The organism is Hyphomicrobium sp. (genome assembly GCF_047600905.1).
Taxonomy (GTDB): domain Bacteria; phylum Pseudomonadota; class Alphaproteobacteria; order Rhizobiales; family Hyphomicrobiaceae; genus Hyphomicrobium_B.
Window position 1 is genome coordinate 3074301 of the sequence record NZ_JASGKD010000001.1, and the last position, 17377, is coordinate 3091677.

Annotated in this window: 18 protein-coding genes; 9 read left to right on the forward strand and 9 right to left on the reverse strand. The window is 60.6% G+C overall.

Annotation, left to right across the window (positions count from 1 at the left end):
• Positions 1–34 precede the first annotated feature (34 nt).
• From QM780_RS14745 to QM780_RS14755, 3 genes are all read left to right on the forward strand, one after another.
• Positions 35–670, forward strand: coding sequence for a hypothetical protein (locus QM780_RS14745; protein WP_415071200.1), 636 nt, complete (start codon positions 35–37; stop codon positions 668–670).
• Positions 671–776: 106 nt separating this feature from the next.
• Positions 777–1556, forward strand: coding sequence for a succinate dehydrogenase iron-sulfur subunit (locus tag QM780_RS14750; RefSeq protein ID WP_415071201.1), 780 nt, complete (start codon positions 777–779; stop codon positions 1554–1556).
• Positions 1557–1602: 46 nt separating this feature from the next.
• On the forward strand, positions 1603–1986 hold the full coding sequence (locus QM780_RS14755; RefSeq protein ID WP_415072056.1) for a VOC family protein: 384 nt from the start codon (positions 1603–1605) through the stop codon (positions 1984–1986).
• Between the two features lie 16 nt (positions 1987–2002).
• Here the strand turns inward: QM780_RS14755 and QM780_RS14760 are convergent, their stop codons facing one another.
• Complete coding sequence (locus QM780_RS14760; RefSeq protein WP_415071202.1) at positions 2003–3019, reverse strand: MBL fold metallo-hydrolase; 1017 nt, start codon at positions 3017–3019, stop codon at positions 2003–2005.
• Positions 3020–3331: 312 nt separating this feature from the next.
• Here QM780_RS14760 and QM780_RS14765 point away from each other — a divergent pair, with 312 nt between their 5' ends.
• The 4 genes from QM780_RS14765 to QM780_RS14780 all read left to right on the forward strand — a co-directional run bounded on the left by QM780_RS14765 (position 3332) and on the right by QM780_RS14780 (position 8842).
• Positions 3332–3880 carry a helix-turn-helix domain-containing protein gene (locus QM780_RS14765; protein ID WP_415072057.1) on the forward strand — a complete coding sequence of 183 codons (549 nt, stop codon included), beginning with the start codon at positions 3332–3334 and terminating at the stop codon, positions 3878–3880.
• A 78-nt stretch (positions 3881–3958) separates the two neighbouring features.
• A complete protein-coding gene (locus tag QM780_RS14770) occupies positions 3959–5173 on the forward strand; it encodes an aminotransferase class I/II-fold pyridoxal phosphate-dependent enzyme (RefSeq protein WP_415071203.1) in 1215 nt (404 codons plus the stop codon).
• Between the two features lie 17 nt (positions 5174–5190).
• Positions 5191–7890, forward strand: a complete 2700-nt coding sequence (locus QM780_RS14775) for a DNA translocase FtsK (RefSeq protein ID WP_415071204.1) — start codon at positions 5191–5193, stop codon at positions 7888–7890.
• Positions 7891–8107: 217 nt separating this feature from the next.
• Positions 8108–8842 (forward strand): LolA family protein, encoded by a 735-nt coding sequence (locus tag QM780_RS14780; RefSeq protein WP_415071205.1) that lies wholly within the window; start codon positions 8108–8110, stop codon positions 8840–8842.
• Positions 8843–9278: 436 nt separating this feature from the next.
• Here QM780_RS14780 and QM780_RS14785 read toward each other — a convergent pair whose 3' ends face one another.
• Both QM780_RS14785 and QM780_RS14790 read right to left on the reverse strand, forming a co-directional pair.
• Complete coding sequence (locus QM780_RS14785; protein WP_415071206.1) at positions 9279–9803, reverse strand: cyclic nucleotide-binding domain-containing protein; 525 nt, start codon at positions 9801–9803, stop codon at positions 9279–9281.
• 222 nt (positions 9804–10025) lie between these two features.
• The gene (locus tag QM780_RS14790; protein ID WP_415071207.1) at positions 10026–10712 is read right to left on the reverse strand and encodes a response regulator transcription factor; all 687 of its coding nucleotides are present in this window, start codon (positions 10710–10712) and stop codon (positions 10026–10028) included.
• 93 nt (positions 10713–10805) lie between these two features.
• Between QM780_RS14790 and QM780_RS14795 the strand changes: the two genes are divergently transcribed.
• Positions 10806–11369 carry a L,D-transpeptidase family protein gene (locus QM780_RS14795; RefSeq protein WP_415071208.1) on the forward strand — a complete coding sequence of 188 codons (564 nt, stop codon included), beginning with the start codon at positions 10806–10808 and terminating at the stop codon, positions 11367–11369.
• Positions 11370–11498: 129 nt separating this feature from the next.
• Here QM780_RS14795 and QM780_RS14800 read toward each other — a convergent pair whose 3' ends face one another.
• From QM780_RS14800 to tesB, 3 genes are all read right to left on the reverse strand, one after another.
• A complete protein-coding gene (locus tag QM780_RS14800) occupies positions 11499–12989 on the reverse strand; it encodes an ammonium transporter (protein ID WP_415071209.1) in 1491 nt (496 codons plus the stop codon).
• A gap of 46 nt (positions 12990–13035) precedes the next feature.
• Positions 13036–13374 (reverse strand): P-II family nitrogen regulator, encoded by a 339-nt coding sequence (locus tag QM780_RS14805; protein ID WP_013950212.1) that lies wholly within the window; start codon positions 13372–13374, stop codon positions 13036–13038.
• A gap of 231 nt (positions 13375–13605) precedes the next feature.
• Positions 13606–14502: an acyl-CoA thioesterase II gene (tesB, locus tag QM780_RS14810; protein WP_415071210.1), complete on the reverse strand. Its 897-nt coding sequence runs from the start codon at positions 14500–14502 to the stop codon at positions 13606–13608.
• 116 nt (positions 14503–14618) lie between these two features.
• Here tesB and QM780_RS14815 point away from each other — a divergent pair, with 116 nt between their 5' ends.
• Entirely contained in the window at positions 14619–15851 is a 1233-nt protein-coding gene (locus tag QM780_RS14815; protein WP_415071211.1) for an FAD-dependent monooxygenase, read from the forward strand.
• On the opposite strand, the gene rimM is transcribed toward QM780_RS14815, so the two are convergent.
• The 3 genes from rimM to rpsP all read right to left on the reverse strand — a co-directional run bounded on the left by rimM (position 15848) and on the right by rpsP (position 17338).
• A complete protein-coding gene (gene rimM / locus QM780_RS14820) occupies positions 15848–16435 on the reverse strand; it encodes a ribosome maturation factor RimM (RefSeq protein WP_415071212.1) in 588 nt (195 codons plus the stop codon). The genes QM780_RS14815 and rimM overlap by 4 nt on opposite strands.
• Positions 16436–16459: 24 nt before the next feature.
• Positions 16460–16819 (reverse strand): hypothetical protein, encoded by a 360-nt coding sequence (locus tag QM780_RS14825; protein WP_415071213.1) that lies wholly within the window; start codon positions 16817–16819, stop codon positions 16460–16462.
• Between the two features lie 147 nt (positions 16820–16966).
• Positions 16967–17338 carry a 30S ribosomal protein S16 gene (rpsP, locus tag QM780_RS14830; protein ID WP_415071214.1) on the reverse strand — a complete coding sequence of 124 codons (372 nt, stop codon included), beginning with the start codon at positions 17336–17338 and terminating at the stop codon, positions 16967–16969.
• Positions 17339–17377 lie beyond the last annotated feature (39 nt).

Consider the following 17377-nt stretch of genomic DNA (forward strand, 5'->3'; position numbering starts at 1 on the left):
CGAGTACAAATAGCGCCGTCACAGGAAGTCGCTTATGGTGCGGCCGCTATCGAGAAGGGCGCACCTCAACGTGAGCAAGATCAGTACCGACGCAGGCGACGACGCCGACACGCGCATGTCGCCGGATCCGTTCGCCGCGGTGCTCCCGGCGTTGGCGGCGCTTGGCGCCATCGCATCGATCGCCGCGATCAACTGGTCGGGGCAGGAGAAGGTCGCGACGCGCACCCGGACCAAACGCAAGACCGGTGCGGCACTGCGCGATCTGGAGACCTGCTGTCTCGGGCTTTCCGAGATTTTCAAAAGGTTCCGCAAGCACCCGAGGGTTTTTGCCGGTGAAGGCGGGCAGGCGGCGGCGCCGCTCAAGTTTGGAGTCCACGGTCAGCGCATCCGTGCCGACGCCCAGCGGCTTTATCTGCAACTGATGAACGATATCGCCTCGATGCTGGTGCTCGCCGCGCAGAATGCCTTCGACGTGATGACGGCGATCGAGGACGGGGATATCGAGGCCCCAGAGGAAATTTTCTTCGGCTTTGGCGAGCAGCAGGAGCGGCTCAACGAGGTCATACAGTCGCGGGTGCCGCTCAGGGCCGCGGTCGATACCGGCGGCGAGATCGCCGACCGGCTGGTCGAGCTCGTTCGCGAGCTCAAGAAGCACCAGAAAGCCGGCTGACGCCAAAGAACCGCATACGTCGCGCCGGCATGCCGTTGACAGGGGAGCAGGTTCAAGCTTCTGTCAACGCCACAAAGCTTTCGATGGTGGGGACAGCGGCAGTCTCATGGTTCAACTCACTCTTCCGAAGAATTCAAAGATCTCCGAAGGCAAGACCTGGAACCGGCCGGACCGCGACGGCGATTGGAAAGAATTTCGGATCTATCGCTGGAATCCCGACGATGCGCGCAACCCGCGGGTCGACACCTATCACATCGACCGCAAGCAGTGCGGGCCGATGGTTCTCGATGCTCTGATCAAGATCAAGAATGAGATCGACCCGACGCTGACGTTTCGGCGGTCGTGCCGCGAGGGAATTTGCGGCTCGTGCGCGATGAACATCGACGGCACCAACACGCTCGCCTGCCTCAAGGGCATCGAGGACGTGAAGGGGGCGGTGAAGATCTATCCGCTGCCACACACCGAGGTCATCAAGGATCTGGTGCCCGATCTCACCAATTTCTACGCGCAGCATCGCTCGATCGAGCCGTGGCTCAAGACCGATACGCCGACGCCGCCGAAAGAATGGAAGCAGTCGCGCGAGGATCGCGAGAAGCTCGACGGGCTTTATGAGTGCATTCTATGTGCGTGCTGCTCGACATCGTGCCCGAGCTACTGGTGGAATTCGGATCGCTATCTCGGTCCGGCCATTCTTCTGCAGGCCTACCGTTGGATCAACGACAGCCGCGACGAAGCGACGGGCGAGCGGCTCGACAATCTGGAAGATCCGTTCCGACTTTACCGCTGTCACACGATCATGAACTGCGCCAAGGCCTGCCCAAAGGGATTGTCGCCCGCGAAAGCCATTGCCGAACTCAAGAAACTGATGGTCGAGCGCCGCGTGTAAACCTCCGGCTCGATCGCGTCATCTGATAGGAGCGACCGTGCTGGATATTCTCGATCATATCGGCTTTCCCGTCACCGATTATGCGCGGTCGCTGGAATTCTACACCAAGGCGCTGGCGCCGCTCGGCATCGGCCTGCTCAAGGAAATGAAGTTTTCCGAAGACGAGAACGACGGCTACGCGGGCTTCGGACGCGAGCGGCCGCAATTCTGGATCGGCACCGGTTCATCGCTGAAAGGCCGGCTGCACGTGGCGTTTGCAGCCCAGAATCGCGCGGAAGTTCAGGCGTTTTATGATGCGGCGCTGGCGGCGGGCGGCAAGGACAACGGGCCGCCGGGTCTCAGGCCGCACTATCACGCCAACTACTACGGCGGTTTCGTCTTCGATCCGGACGGTCACAACATCGAAGCCGTGACGCATCTGCCGGAATAGGCGGCGAAATCGAACCTCACAGATTGAGCTGATAGGTGTGCGCCAGCCAGCGATAGCTGCCGGGGCCATTTCTCTCGACATACCCGATCGAGGGAAACGGCATGTGATAGCCGATGACCGGTAAGCGCTCTGTCGCTGCCATATCGTAGATGCGACGGCGTGTTTTGGCGCCGAGCGGCTTATCGGAATTGAAGATGCAATACCATTCAGGATGCGCCAGTGACGCAACTTGGTGGTGCGCGCAGTCTCCCCAGTACAAGATCGACTTGCCTTGGCTCTCGATCAAAAATGCGAGGTGACCGGGCGTATGACCGTAGGCTTCGACAGCGCGGATGCCGGTGATGACATCGTCGCCGGGCTTGATGAAGGTAAACCTATCGGCGACCGGCTTCGTGTTCGATCGGAAGACACTGGCCCATTTTTCGAGGTCGCCGGTAAATTTTCCTTCGGGCGCCCAGAAGTCATGCTCAATTCCTCCGATGACGTAGCGGGCATTGCGAAAGAGCGGTTGCGCGTTTTCGATCGTGCCACCCACGTGATCGGGATGGCCGTGGCTGAACACAACGATATCGATGTCGTCGGGTTTGAAGCCCGCGGGGTGCAGTTGGGCCGCAAGCCAGCCGCCGTTCGGGCGCGCGATAAAGCCGTTCGCGCCGTTGCCTGTGTCGAACAGAATGATCTCTTTGCCGGTATTGACGATGGTCGGTGAAAAGCCCGGCTGATATCTTTTCTCGGGCAGAAGATTATCGCGCATCAAAGTTTCGACATCGGCTTCACTTGCGTTCTCTCCGATGATGGGAAACGGGCCATCGATAAAGGCTTCGGAATCCGAGATCGTCGTGATTTCGAAATCTCCGAACTTGAACCGGTAGAATTTCGGCTGCCAATTGCCGAGCATTGCCGCGGACGCGTTTGCGGATAGTGCCGTTGCAACGCCCATAACCGGCATCGCCGCGAGGCCGGCGCCGGCGGCCATGAGCGCCCGGCGATTCATGGCCGGACTAAGGGCTTCACGGATGGTTGTCTTCGTCATTTCGATGTCCTAGGCAAATGTTCAGACCCAACACGAGGCTAGACCGTGGGAAAATCCGCGCGCTTGTATGAATCTGCTGCGCCGAATGACAACGACCTCAGACCGCTCTGGCACGTCGGTCTGGGACGCATGCTGTTTGCAGGCCCTCTGAGTCGAAATGCAGCACACAGCCATAGCGTGCCGGTTCTGCTTGCCGGTCTCTATGAGGACTTCGCCCTGCGAATTGGGAGCGGCACGTGGAGGCGATGCCGTGCGGCGGTCGTCAGAGCGGGCACCACGTACGAGTTCGACGCGGAGGGCCAGCCATTGGCTGTGCTCTATGCCGATGCCAGCCAAACGTCGGCGGAATGTCTTGCGGTGCTCATCGCGCAGACGCGCGAAGAGCCCGGCGCGGTTATCGGTAAGAGCGCCGATCTTGGTTCGCTCAGGACGCTTTACGAAGATCCGCAAAGCATCCGATGGGCCGGAGAGTTTATCGCCGATGTCATTGCATTTTCGGCGCCCAAGGCCCGGCGTCCGATAGACGAACGGATCAGGCGTGCGGTCGAACACATCGAGACAGAAGCCAACGGAACCGTGTCCGGGATTGATTACCGGAATTCGGTGGTGTCCGCAGCGCAAGCGGCCAACCTTTCGACGTCTCGCTTCCAACATCTATTCAAAGAGGAAATTGGTGTGCCGTGCCGGCGATACGCGGCATGGGCGCGAATGCGTGTGGCGGTTTCCGAGGTTGTTAGCGGGAGTAACCTCACGACGGCCGCACACGCGGCGGGCTTTTACGATCAGCCCCACTTCGCCCGCGAATTTCGCAGGATTTTCGGTGCGCCTGCGTCGCGCAGCCTCGCCGGCGTCAGGCGATGACATTGGTGAAAGCCTTCACTCTTGCCGGATAGCATGCGATAGCGGCTCCTATTGCAAGATCGACGTCAAGACATTCCCATGGCCAATTCTCTCTCTTCCCTCACATCCGGTGCGATCTCGTCGCCCTTTTCGCAGCTTCGCAAGCTGCTCGCAGGGATTGCGCCTGGGCACGAGAAGCCGATCGAGCTGACGATCGGGGAGCCGCGCGAGGCGATGCCGGATTTCATCCAGGCGAAACTCGATGAAGCGACGGCGCTTTATGGCAAGTATCCGCCGATCCGCGGCGCCGAAGAGGCGCGCAAGGCCATCTCGGAGTGGCTGTCGAAGCGATACGGATTGCCCGGCGACAGCGTCGATCCGGAGCGCGAGGTGCTGATGCTTTCGGGCTCACGGGAGGGGCTGTTTTTTGCTTGCCTTCCCGCCGTCGGGCGCAAGGCGTTCGATGGTCAGCCCGCGATCTTGATGTGCAATCCCTATTATTCGGCTTACGTCGCGGGCGCGATCGCGGTTGGAGCCAAGCCTATCTATCTCAACGCGACGAAGGCGACGGGCTTTCTTCCGGATCTCGACGCGATCGCAAGCGATAGAAATTTGCTTCAGCGGACGGCGGCGCTGTTCATCAATTCGCCGTCCAACCCGCAGGGCACGGTCGCGGATCGCGGCTATATCCTGAAGGCGCTCGAACTGGCGCGCGCCTACGACTTCATGCTGTTTCTCGACGAGTGCTATTCGGAGATCTACACGGAAGCGGCGCCGACCGGTGGGCTCGAGGTCGCGATCGGGACGCCCGAGCGCTATCGCAATCTCGTGGTCTTCAATTCGCTGTCGAAGCGATCGAATTTGCCCGGTCTCAGATCGGGCTTCTGTGCGGGCGACGCGGCGTTCATCGAAGCCTATGGCGAAGTGCGTAACATGTGTGCGCCGACGGTGCCCTTGCCGGTGCAACATGCGTCGGCCGCGATTTGGCGCGACGAAGCCCATGTCGAACGCTCGCGAGAGGCGTATCGCGAGAAATTCCGCATTGTTGACAATGTGTTAGCCGGTCGGTACGGATACCGGCGGCCCGCCGGCGGCTTCTGCCTCTGGCTCGATATGAGTCAATTCGGCGGTGGCTCTCAAGCGGCGGTAACCTTATGGCAACGCGCAGGCGTCAAGGTTATTCCCGGTAGCTTTTTGGCTCAGACGGGAAGGGACGGGACCAATCCCGGCGCGGACTATGTTCGCGTCGCCATGGTGCAGGACTCCGCGACGATCCAGGAAGCGCTCGAACGCACGATTTCCGTGCTGCGTTAAAGAGTACGTTCGCGCCGATGTCACTGGATACGCGAGGAATCGATCCTCAGCGGCTATTGCCGCAGTCCATGGAGGACCGTCTGCTGAGCTGGCTAGGCCGTTTGAGCGGCATGGTTCTGCTCGGCCTGGCGCTGCTCATCTGGACGAGCCTCGTGTCCTGGTCGGCGCTAGACCCAAGCCTGACGCACACGACGACGACGCCCGCCCATAATTTCGGCGGTCCGGTCGGTGCGATCATTTCGGATCTTCTGTTTCAGATGTTCGGCTTCGGTGCGGCGCTTGGGCTGATCGCACCGGTGGTCTGGGGCATCGAGATGCTGAGGTCGGAGCGCGTCGCCGACGGCCGCGTCAAGCTCGGCTTCTATCCGCTTTCCATTCTGGCGCTGACGGGTGCGATCTCGGCGCTTCCGGTTTTGAGCGGATGGCCGCTGCGTCACGGATACGGCGGACTGCTCGGCGACGGCGTCTACCACCTGATTCTCAAGCTGTTCTCGATGCTCAACGAAGAGCGGGCGCCGCTGGCGGCGGGGATCGTACTGCTTGCCGCGGCCGTTCATACGAGCGGCAAAGCGATTGGCTTCGAATTCGAGACCGTGATGAAAGCGTTCCTGCGCTCGCTCGGCTCGGGCATGCGTTATGCGTCGAGCAAACGACGGCTCGACGACATGGCGGCGGTCGGATCGTCGTTTGCGGCCGGGGCGCAGCGCGTACGCAAGGGCTGGTTTGGGCGGACGCCGGAACCTGCTGAAGCGCAAACCGGATATCGTTCGCTCGATGCATTTGCCGGTGCGGAGCCAACGCCCACCCTCGATCTCAATCCAGAGCGCACCGCTCGTCCACGTCACGTCGAAGCTGACAGGCCGTCGGCGGCCATCCGGCACACGGAGATGCACGACGATCGGCCGATGGCGCAAGATTACGTGACGCAGGTGCCGCACACTGCACATGACGACGCTATCGATGGCGGCGCGGTCGATGCCGCCGATCGCGGATTCGATTTCGACGATACGACCGAGGATTCGAGCCGGGCGATCGCCAAGCGCTTTGCGCCGGCATCCGCGGCTGCGGGCGCTGCGCGTGAGGCGGAGCCCGATCTCATGATGCCGCCACCGCCACCGGTGTCGCGGGACGTCCTTCCGAAAACCTCAACCACGAAGCCGAGTGCGGCCGCCAACGCGCTGCTCTCCGGCATCGCGAGAACCCGCACGCAGCCGATCTGGAAGCGTCCGTCGCTCAACATGCTGAAGCGGCCGGGCGCGCAGAAGCCGCGGCCGGAACTTTCACAAACCGTGATGCGCGGCAATGCTCGGCTGCTTGAAGACGTGCTCGCCGATTTCGGGGTCAAGGGCGAAGTGAAGGATATTCGGCCCGGCCCGGTCGTGACGCTCTACGAACTCGAACCCTCGCGTGGAACCAAGTCGTCGCGCGTGATCGGCCTTGCAGAAGATATTGCGCGCTCGATGAGCGTTGCGAGCGTCCGCGCCGCCGTCGTGCCGGGCCGCAACGCCATTGGCCTTGAATTGCCGAACGCGCGGCGCGAAACGGTGCTGCTGCGTGAAATTCTCGAAGCCGACACTTTCAAATCGGATGCGGCGACGCTGCCGCTCGGGCTCGGCAAATCGATCAGCGGTGATCCGGTTGTCGCCGATCTCGCGCGCATGCCGCATCTTCTGGTCGCCGGTACCACCGGATCGGGCAAGTCGGTCGGCATCAACGCCATGGTGCTGTCGCTGCTCTACCGGCATTCGCCGGACGATTGCCGCGTGCTGATGATCGATCCGAAGATGCTCGAGCTGTCGGTCTATAACGATATTCCGCACCTGCTGACGCCGGTTATCACCGATCCGCACAAAGCGGTCGCCGCGCTCGATTGGGCCGTGCGCGAGATGGAAGAGCGCTATAAGCGGATGGCGGCGCTGTCGGTTCGCAATATCGACGTCTTCAACAACCGCGTGCGCAATGCCAAGAAGCGCGGCGAGATGCTGTCGCGCACGGTGCAGACGGGCTTCGACAAGACAGGAGCGGCGCGCTTCGAGACGCAGACGATGGATCTCGAGCCGCTGCCGCGCATCGTCATCATCGTCGATGAATTCGCGGACCTGATGATCGTCGCCGGGCGCGAGGTCGAAGCCTCGGTGCAGCGCCTTGCGCAAATGGCGCGCGCCGCGGGCATCCACCTGATCATGGCGACGCAGCGCCCATCGGTCGACATCATCACCGGCACGATCAAGGCGAATTTCCCGACGCGCATCTCATTCAAGGTGACGTCGAAGATCGACAGCCGAACCATTCTGAATGAACAAGGCGCGGAGCAGCTGCTCGGCCAGGGCGACATGCTTTATTCGACAGGCGCGGGGCAGCTGGTGCGCGTCCACGGTGCGTTCGTGTCTGATGAAGAAGTCGTGGCGTTCGCCGACGCGCTGAGGCGCGAAGCATCACCGAAGTATGTCGACGGCATCACAGACGCGCCCGAGTCATTGGAGGTCGCGACGGGGCTTCGCGAGGCGAGCGATGATGATCTTTATGATCGCGCCGTAGCTATCGTCCTCAGAGACGGCAAAGCCTCGACGAGCTACCTGCAACGCAGGCTTTCGATCGGTTACAATAGAGCCGCGGATCTGATCGAGCGTATGGAACGGGAAGGTCTGATTTCCGCTGCCAACTCGGTCGGAAAGCGGGAAATTCTGATGTCCCGCCGTGGCGCGGATGCCGCCTGACTGTCGTGATCGACTGACGATCCGGGTCAAACTGAGGATAAGTGGCGAGGTGTCGCCGCCGGTTGCTTGCCTCTTGTAATCAATTGGCTTTACCCAAAAGCGAGGCAATGTCCGGTCCGCCTAGTTCTGGACGCATTCTTCGTTGAAACGATAGCTCGTGCGATTGGCCCGCAAATTCGGGCTTCGGGGCTGTGGGGGGCCGCGAATGGGACAAATCATGAGGCAATTTCTGCGCGGAGCCGCCGTTGCGACGGCGATGACTTTCGCGTTTGCAGGCGTTGCGACGGCGCAAGATCCGGATGGGCCGACGAACACCATCGTCAATGCGCCTGCGAAGAAGCCGGCGGTCAACGGATGGACCGGGGAAGTCGCGCCCGCCAACAGCGATGAAGGCATCACGCTCGACGCCCACCAAAAGACCTTGGTCGACAAGGTCAGCGCCTATTTCCAATCTCTGCAGAGCCTCAAGGGCTCGTTCACGCAGGTCGATGCCGACAACAAGAAGATGAAGGGCAAGTTCTTCGTCAAACGCCCCGGCCGCTTCCGCTTCGATTACGCGCTGCCGTCGCGCCAGATCATCGTTTCCGATGGCCAGAACCTCGCGATCCAGGATCTCGATCTCAACAACGAGGATCGCGTTTCTCTCGATCAAACGCCGTTCAGGCTGCTGCTGCGCGAGGACGTCAATCTTCAGCGTGATGCCAAGATCCTGGAAGTGCAGGAATCGGAAGACCTCATCGTGCTTACGCTCGAGGACAAGGATCCCAATTCTCCGGGTCGCATAAAGCTGTTCCTGGCAGCGAAGCCGGTGATGGAGCTGAAAGAATGGGTAACAACGGACGCCCAGGGTCAGGACACCAGAATCCAGCTTTCTCAATTGGTTAAGACCGACGATCTGGACGGAAATTTATTTAAAATTCAATCGCTTTGGCCGAAAAGCGCAACGCCGTAGGGAGTTTTCGAAGCAAATCAGTCTGTTGCGCAATTGACGCGATGCAATACCCATCCTGTGGATAAGTTTGGGTAACTGATCACATTTTCGTGATGCGCCCGTTCGGGGCCTATTGAATTTTCCTGGCTTGGGCTTAACTCAGAGACATGCAGGCGGCGTCACCCTGTATTCGGTAGTGCCCCCCGTCTAGCCGAAGACGCTGCCTCTGGTACCGGCTTCCCTCCCGGTGCCGAGCGCGACAAGCGCATAGCGCCCAGTTCCTCCCCCCGGAACTGGGCGCCCTCGTTTTCAGGCCCCTCAATTCCAAAAGTTTCTGGTCCCACAGTTTCCGGTCGCAAAGCTTCCGTTTCTAAAGCTTCTGCTTGCGCATCTAAAATTCTGTTCTCCAGAATTCGTGGCTGGCCTCAGGAGCGACAGCTATCGAGCGAATTCTACGTCAGGTGGCTTGCGAAACGACCGTCTGTTCAACCTTCGGACGTTGCAATCGCGGCGAGATCGTAGCGTCATCGCCGCCGGTAGCAATAGCTTTCAGATCATTCGCCAACAGTTTTAGACGAGCGGTGATTATCGCGCAAAAGTGTTCGGCGAGGTCGGGTTCCTCTTGCATAAATTCGAGCGTTTTCTCTCTCGTGAGACGAAGCGCTTTCACTGCGCCTTGCGCAATGATCGTCGATGTGTGGGGAAAGTCGATCAGCATCGCGAGCTCGGCGATCATTGCGCCTTCGGGCACGATTTCACCGCGCGATTTCTGCGAAGGATCGCCGCTATCATCAACGCGAAGGCAGCTTCCCGAAATGATGATGATGGCGGCATCGCTCATTTCGTTCTCGGTCGTCAGCGCGTCGCCGGGCCGATAGATGATGCGTTCGGCGCGGCGGACGATTTCCGTCAATTGCAGCGGCGTCAGGCCGCGAAAAATCGGCAGCGCCAGCAGTGGTTGTACGAGGGCATCAATCGCCATCGTTGAGAGGACTCCAGCTTGTTCAAAACACGGCGACACGCGAACCTGCGCAATGGCAGGCAACGCGACGCGACTATGATTTTCGTATCTGAATCGGCGTTGCCGACGAAACGCTGTTAGTACGCGCAGCGGCGCCAGGCTGTGGAAGCCGGTTGAACAACGCTCAAAAGCAAAAGATTCACGTGAAAACGACCGCGAATTCGTCAGCGCATGCTTTGCCGGTCACGGTGCGAGCTTGTAGCCGCCACTTTCGGTGATCAGGAGCTCGGCGTTCGAGGGATCTTTTTCAATCTTCTGGCGCAGGCGGTAGATGTGGGTTTCGAGCGTGTGGGTGGTGACGCCGGCGTTGTAGCCCCAGACCTCATGCAAGAGAACGTCGCGGGAGACGACCTTGTCGCCGGAACGATAGAGATACTTGAGAATGGATGTTTCTTTTTCCGTCAGGCGGATCTTGCTTCCTGCCTCGTCGATCAGAAGTTTCGAAGCCGGTTTGAAGGTGTAGTTGCCGATAGCAAATACGGCATCCTCGCTTTGTTCGTGCTGGCGGAGCTGCGCCCGGATGCGCGCGAGAAGAACGGCGAACTTGAACGGCTTCAGCACATAATCGTTGGCGCCCGCATCGAGGCCCAAGATCTGATCGGCATCGGAGGTATTGCCCGTCAACATGACGATCGGCGTCTTGAAACCCGATTTGCGAAGCAGCTTCACGGCCTCGCGGCCATCCATGTCGGGCAAGCCGACGTCGAAAACGACCAAGTCGAAACGACCGGTTTTGGCGGCTTCGATGCCCTTGCTCGCGGTCCCGGCTTCGGAAACCTCGAATTCGTCGTGCAGGACGAGTTGGTCTTTCAACGACGTACGCAAATCTTCATCGTCGTCGACGAGGAGGACCTTACGGGCCGTGCTCATGGACGGGGGCTCCAGTTTCTTGCCTTCTTTTCAAGGAACACTAGCATCGTGTGCGCGGGCAACATAGGGTCTCGCAGCAAACACGCAAGGGGAATGGCGGTTCCTTGGATGAAGCGGTCGACGAACCGGCGCCGAAAGCCCGCAGCGCTTATCTTCGTCAGGGCTCTCTCTCAGTCGGCACGGCGCGGATACCTGGAATTCGGTGCGCTGAAGGTGCCTTGCGCACTGGGGCGCGCGGGCGTCAAAGCGCTGAAGCGCGAAGGCGACAGCGCGACGCCGCGCGGTGAATTCAAGCTCAGTTATCTGCTTTACCGGCAGGGGCGGCCACGGCCAAGGTCGGCCATTCGGCTAAAGCCGATCCGGCGAGATGATGGATGGTGCGATTGCCCGGGCGATCGCAACTACAATCGGCCCGTCAGCCTGCCTTATCCCGCCAGCGCGGAGCACCTGTGGCGACGCGATGGTCTTTACGACGTCGTGGTCGTGCTCGATTACAATATCGTTCCGCGCGTGCGCAATCGCGGCAGCGCCATCTTCATGCATATCGCGCGCAAGAATTTCGAGCCGACCGAAGGGTGCGTGGCGCTGCGCGACAATGATTTGCGCCGGCTCGTTTCACGGCTGCCGCGAAACAGCAAAATCGCCATTCGTCTCTGACGAAATAAAAAGGGCCCAACGCTTAAACGCGCTAGGCCCAAGTGGAGCACGTCTAGGTGGAGACGCGTGCTCGGGAGAGGATAAGAGGTCCGTGGCCCCGATTACGTTGAGGCCACGGAAAATCGAGTCTTAGTAGTGGTAGGCGCTCTCGCCGTGATCGGTGATGTCGAGGCCTTCGCGCTCTTTCTCTTCCGACGGGCGGAGACCGATGATGATGTCCACCAGTTTGAAGAGGATGGCCGAACCGATGCCGCTCCAGAGGAGCGTCGTGCCGACCATCTTCGCTTGCGACGTGATCTGGGCGACCATGTCGTAGGTGCCAGCGACCATCTCGCCCGGCTTGGAGGTGTAGTCGGCGATGCCGGCTCCGCCCCATTCCGGATTGACGAGAAGACCGGTGCCGAGTGCGCCGATGATGCCGCCGACGCAGTGGACGCCGAAGACGTCGAGGCTGTCGTCGTAGCCCAGGGCGCTCTTGATCGCCGAGCAGAAGAAGAAGCAGATCGGGCTGACGACGAGGCCAAGCACGATCGAGCCCATAACACCTGCGAAACCGCAAGCCGGCGTGATAGCGACAAGGCCGGCAACAACACCCGACGCGAGGCCGAGAGCCGACGGCTTGCCCTTCACGATCCACTCAACGATCATCCACGACAGGGCCGCAGCGCAGGTCGCGATGAAGGTGTTGATGAAGACCTGACCAGAGAACTGGTTGGCTTCGAGGCCGGAGCCGACGTTGAAGCCGAACCAGCCCACCCACAGAAGGGCAGCGCCGATCATGCAGTTGACGAGCGAGTGCGGCGGCATCGCTTCTTTGCCATAGCCGATGCGCGGTCCGAGGATCAGCGCGCCGACGAGGCCAGCGATACCGGCGTTGATGTGAACGACGGTGCCGCCAGCGAAGTCGAGTGCACCCCATTTGAAGCCGATGCCGGCATCAGCCATGACAGCATCGTATGCAGCCTGGGCCTGAGCCTTGGCGTCGCCGGTTGCAGCAGCGAGAGCCTTCGCAGCGCTTGCGAATGCATCGGGGCCGCCCCAGTACCACACCATGTGCGCGATCGGGAAGTAGATGAACGTGACCCACAGGGCCATGAACACCAGCATCGCCGAGAACTTCAGTCGCTCGGCAACGGCGCCGAGAATGAGGCCTGGCGTGATGCAGGCGAACGTCATCTGGAAGACGATGTACACGTACTCAGGAATGTACACGCCGTTTGAGAACGTGGCCGCAAGGGTCGTGGAGTCGACGCCCTTGAGGAACGCCTTCGAGAAGCCGCCGACGAAGTCGTTCAGCGCGCCGCCGTTGGTGAAGGCCATCGAGTAGCCGTAGAGAACCCAGATGATGCCGACGAGGCAGAGGGTTGCGAAAACCTGCATGAACATCGACAGCATGTTCTTGGTGCGGACAAGACCGCCGTAGAACAGTGCGAGGCCCGGAACCGTCATCAGAAGGACGAGAACCGCGGCGATGTACATAAATGCGGTGTCGGCCTTGTTCGGGACCGGCGGCGGAGGTGCAGCGGCCGCTTCCTGGGCGAACGCAGGCTCCACCAAGAGCGCAATGGCGCCGAGGGCCCCCAAGACCCCTGCGTACCGCGCTATCTTTCGAAACTCCATGTTGAGTGCTCCCTGATTGACTTATGAAACAGTGAAAATTGCGAGCTTAGAGGGCGTCGTCGTCCGACTCGCCGGTGCGGATGCGGACGGTGTGCTCGATCGGCGAAACGAAGATCTTTCCGTCGCCGATCTGGCCGGTCTTTGCGGCGCGCTGGATCGCGGCGAGGGCTTTGTCGACCTGGGCGCCGGGAACGACGACTTCGATCTTGATCTTGGGGAGAAAGCTCACGGCGTATTCGGCGCCGCGGTAGATCTCCGTATGGCCCTTCTGACGGCCATAGCCTTTGACTTCCGTAACGGTCATGCCTTGAAGGCCGAGGTCAGTCAGCGCTGAGCGGACCTCCTCGAGCTTGAAAGGCTTGATTACCGCAGTAATGAGCTTCATAGGGCCCCCTTTTCTCTTTGTGTCCGGTGTGACCGGGTGCTCAATCAAAACAGTCTCCATCCCCACGCTGGGACGCAGACTTCCCGTAGAGGGAGTCAAGACGCGTGCCAGTTCGTGACGGATGGCTCAACGCATTGATGGGACAATAAAAAATTTACAAGTGAACGAAATTCGTTTGGTCGTAGCCTACAAAATAAGCACGAAAAATGGGCAATTTAATGAATTTGCTTATTATTTGAGCAGGAATGCGGTTTCTCTGGGGCGCATCAGACCTTCCTGAACGGTCGAGGCGACCAGCCGGCCCTGTCGATCGAAGACGGCGCCGCGGCAGTAGGCGCGGGCTCCAAAGGCGCTGGGGCTATCCTGGACGTAGAGAAGCCAGTCGTCGGCGCGGAATGGCCGGTGAAACCACATGGCGTGGTCGAGGCTCGCCAGCTGGATGTCATGGTCGAATAGAAGCTTGCCGTGCGCCACCAAGGCGGTGTCGAGCAGGGTAAAGTCCGAAGCATAGGCCAGCACGGCCTGGTGGATGTAGGAATTGTCATGCAACCGGCCGTTGGCCTTCAGCCAGATTGCCTGCTTGGCGGGTCTCGGCTCGCGGCTCATGTAGCGGGATGCGTCGACGATACGGACGTCGATTGGGCGTTCGCGGCGCCAGTAGTCGTGCATGCCGCCCGGAAGATCGGCCGCGGCGGCGCTGAGGAGCTCCGTGACGCTCGGCAATGCCTCGGGCGGTGGAACCTCCGGCATCGACGACTGGTGCTCATAGCCCGCCTCCGGCTTATGGAACGAGGCGCTCATGGCGAAGATCGTGTTGCCGTGTTGGACGGCGCGGACACGGCGCGTGGTGAAGCTGCCGCCGTCGCGAATGCGCTCAACCTCGTAGATGATCTCGTGCTCGGGATCGCCAGCGAGCAGGAAATAGGCGTGCAGGGAATGGATCGCGCGGGTGGCGTCGACCGTTAACGCAGCAGCAACCACGGCCTGACTGAGAACAAGTCCGCCATAAACACGTTGCCAGCCTTCTCTTGCGCGCGGACCGCGAAAGAGGTTGTCCTCGATGGGCTCCAGCGTCAGGGTCTGCAGAAGCTCGGCGAGGGCCACGTGCGACTGGGGCGGAGATGTCATGGCGGACTTTCGGGTCTATAGTCGGGTGGGTCTTCGAGACGGTGAAATTCTGCACCTTTTAGGCTGCCGGGATGAGGCGGCAAAGTGAAACTCCGAAGGCGATGGTGGATCTAGGGATGTCCAGGGTGAGTTTCGATGTCGCGATCGTCGGAGGCAGCTTCGCGGGTCTGGCGGTCGCGCGCGGGTTGGCGCAGACGTTCGGCTCCGACATCAGGATCGCGGTCATCGACCGCGCAATGCCGGCAATGGAACACGCCGACGACGGGCGAGCGTTCGCGCTTTGGGGCGGGACGCAGAAAATTCTCGACGGACTCGGTATCTGGGACTCGGTTGCCGGCGACGCCGAGACTGTCACATCGATCGAGATAACGGATTTAAAGCTCACGGACGCGTTTCGCCCGGCGCTCGTGACGTATGATGCGCATACGGATGATGGCGCGCCCGCGGCCTATATTGTTCCGGCGGACTTACTTGCGAACGCGCTCTATCGATCGGTCGCGTCCGATCCCGCGGTGACGTGGTTTGCCCCTGCCGAGATCGAAAGCGCGCGCTGGGACGAAGCGGCCGGTGAAATCACATTGAATGACGGAACGATCATCGCCGCAGCACTGACGATCGCCGCCGATGGACGGCAGTCCAAGCTCAGGGAGAAAGCCGGAATCAAGACGATCGGCTGGCCCTATCCGCAGACCGGCATCGTTGCGCGCGTCAAGTTCGAACTGCCGCACGGCGGCGTCGCCATCCAGCATTTTCTCCCGGGTGGCCCGTTCGCTATCCTGCCGCTCAAAGGAAACCGCGCCTGCATCACGTGGAGTGCCGACAAGAAAGAAGCGGCGCGCGTCATCGGGCTCGATGATGAGAGCTTCCTGCAAGAACTCGACCAGCGGATCGGCGGGCGGTTCGGCGCGATCTCGCTCGATGGACCGCGGCGGTCGTGGCCGCTCGATCTGCGGCTGCCGCGACGGCTGATCTCGCCGAGATTCGCGCTTGTCGGCGACGCAGCGCACGGCGTGCACCCGATCGCGGGACAGGGCGTCAACCTGGCGCTGCGTGATGCGGCGGCGCTGATCGAAATTCTCGCCGATGCCGGACGGATCGGGCTCGACTTTGGCAACGGCACGCATCTGGAAAAATATCAGCGCTGGCGGCGGTTCGATTCGACGATGTCGGCGTCGCTGTATGACGGACTTAATCGCGCGTTCGCAATCGACAGTATGGTTCTGCGCGCCGGACGTGGCGCGGCGCTGGGCGTGCTCGATCGAATCCCGAGCCTGAAAAATCTGATCATCGCGGAAGCGGCGGGCATTACCGGAGACTTGCCGAAGCTTGCGCGCGGCGTCACCGTCTAAGGGGTGGCTTCGCCATCATCTTCAGGACCATCGCCATCGTCGTCCTCGGTCAGCGTCGGGCGGTTGATGATGACGAACCCGGCGTCGAGATCGACGCTCGGCACCCAGCGATCTTCAAACGGGATGAATTCGGTCTCGCCTTCGAGAGGCTTCAACTCAAGGAGATCGCCGGCGCCGAAATTCTGGACGGCGATGATCTTGCCGAGAACGCTTCCATCGGGAGCGATGGCGCGAAGGCCGATGAGGTCGGCGTGGTAGAATTCCTTTTCGCTCGTTGCGGGGAGCTTAGCGCGATCAATATAGAGCTTGGTTCCCCGTAACCGCTCGGCGGCGGTACGATCAGGAATACCATCGATGCGTGCGACAATGCCTTTGTCCGTCACCCGCACAACGCGGAGCGAAAAGCTTTTGCTGCCGTTCAAATCGGTCAACGGTCCATAGGCGGCGATGGCGTCCGGCGTTTCGGTGAAGCTGCGTATCAGCACGTCGCCGCGGATGCCGTGCGCGCTACCGATTTCACCGACGAGAATGCGATGCGGCTTTTCAGCGGAAGACTTTTCAGAGGTCGGGCGGGATGAGGACATGAAGCCCTTGATGGCGTGCGTTGCTCAGGACGGCAAGGGGCCGAGATAGGTTATCTCGATGTCGATCTTGCGGGTGCCGACGAAGACCGTGGCGTTCTGCGACTTCGCCGAGGGGTCGATTTCACCTGCGACCGGAACCCGAATGCTCGATCGAGGCCATGGATCATGCCGCGCCGAAAGCCGCTTGAGCGGAATTTCGTACGTTGCACGCAGCGCGAAGCGACGATCGATGCGCTTGGGCTGCAATAATAGTTTTCCGGTGCAAACGCGACCTTTGGGGTCGGCACCGAACAGACGGCCACCACGGCAGACCAAAATGAATCGGCTGGTCGCCGCCGCCTGCCGGTTGGGCGCCCTAATGATTTCGAAAAAACCGTCAACCAAGGCTGGTTGCTCCAAATTCGAACTTTAAGAACCAATTTACTATCTAAAGTCGAATACGGTCCAAAACTCGGGCCAGTGCGATGTGCAACAAAAAAGCCTTCCGGGACGAGCCGGAAGGCTTTTGATTTTGCAACGATGGAAGCGCTTTTAGGCCTGTTCGCCCTGAGCGCCTTCGGCGGCCTTGGCAGCCTTTTCGGCAGCGGCGGCGGCGCGCTCCTGGGCCTTCTTCTTCGGCTTTGCCTTCTCAGGATTGTTGCGGGCATCACGCTTGGCGAAGCCGTTGGCATCGAGCAGGCGAAGGACGCGATCGGTCGGCTGCGCACCGACGCCGAGCCAATGCTTGACGCGATCTTCGACGAGCTTCACGCGGTTCGGGTCGTCTTTCTTGAGCATCGGATCGAAGGTGCCGATCTGCTCGATGTAGCGGCCATCGCGCGGGCTCGTGCCGTGGGCGACGACGACGTAATAGTAAGGACGCTTCTTCGCGCCACCGCGCGACAGACGAATTTTTACCGACATGCTTTTCTTCTCCTGTTCAAATCGAATGTGTTCGTGATC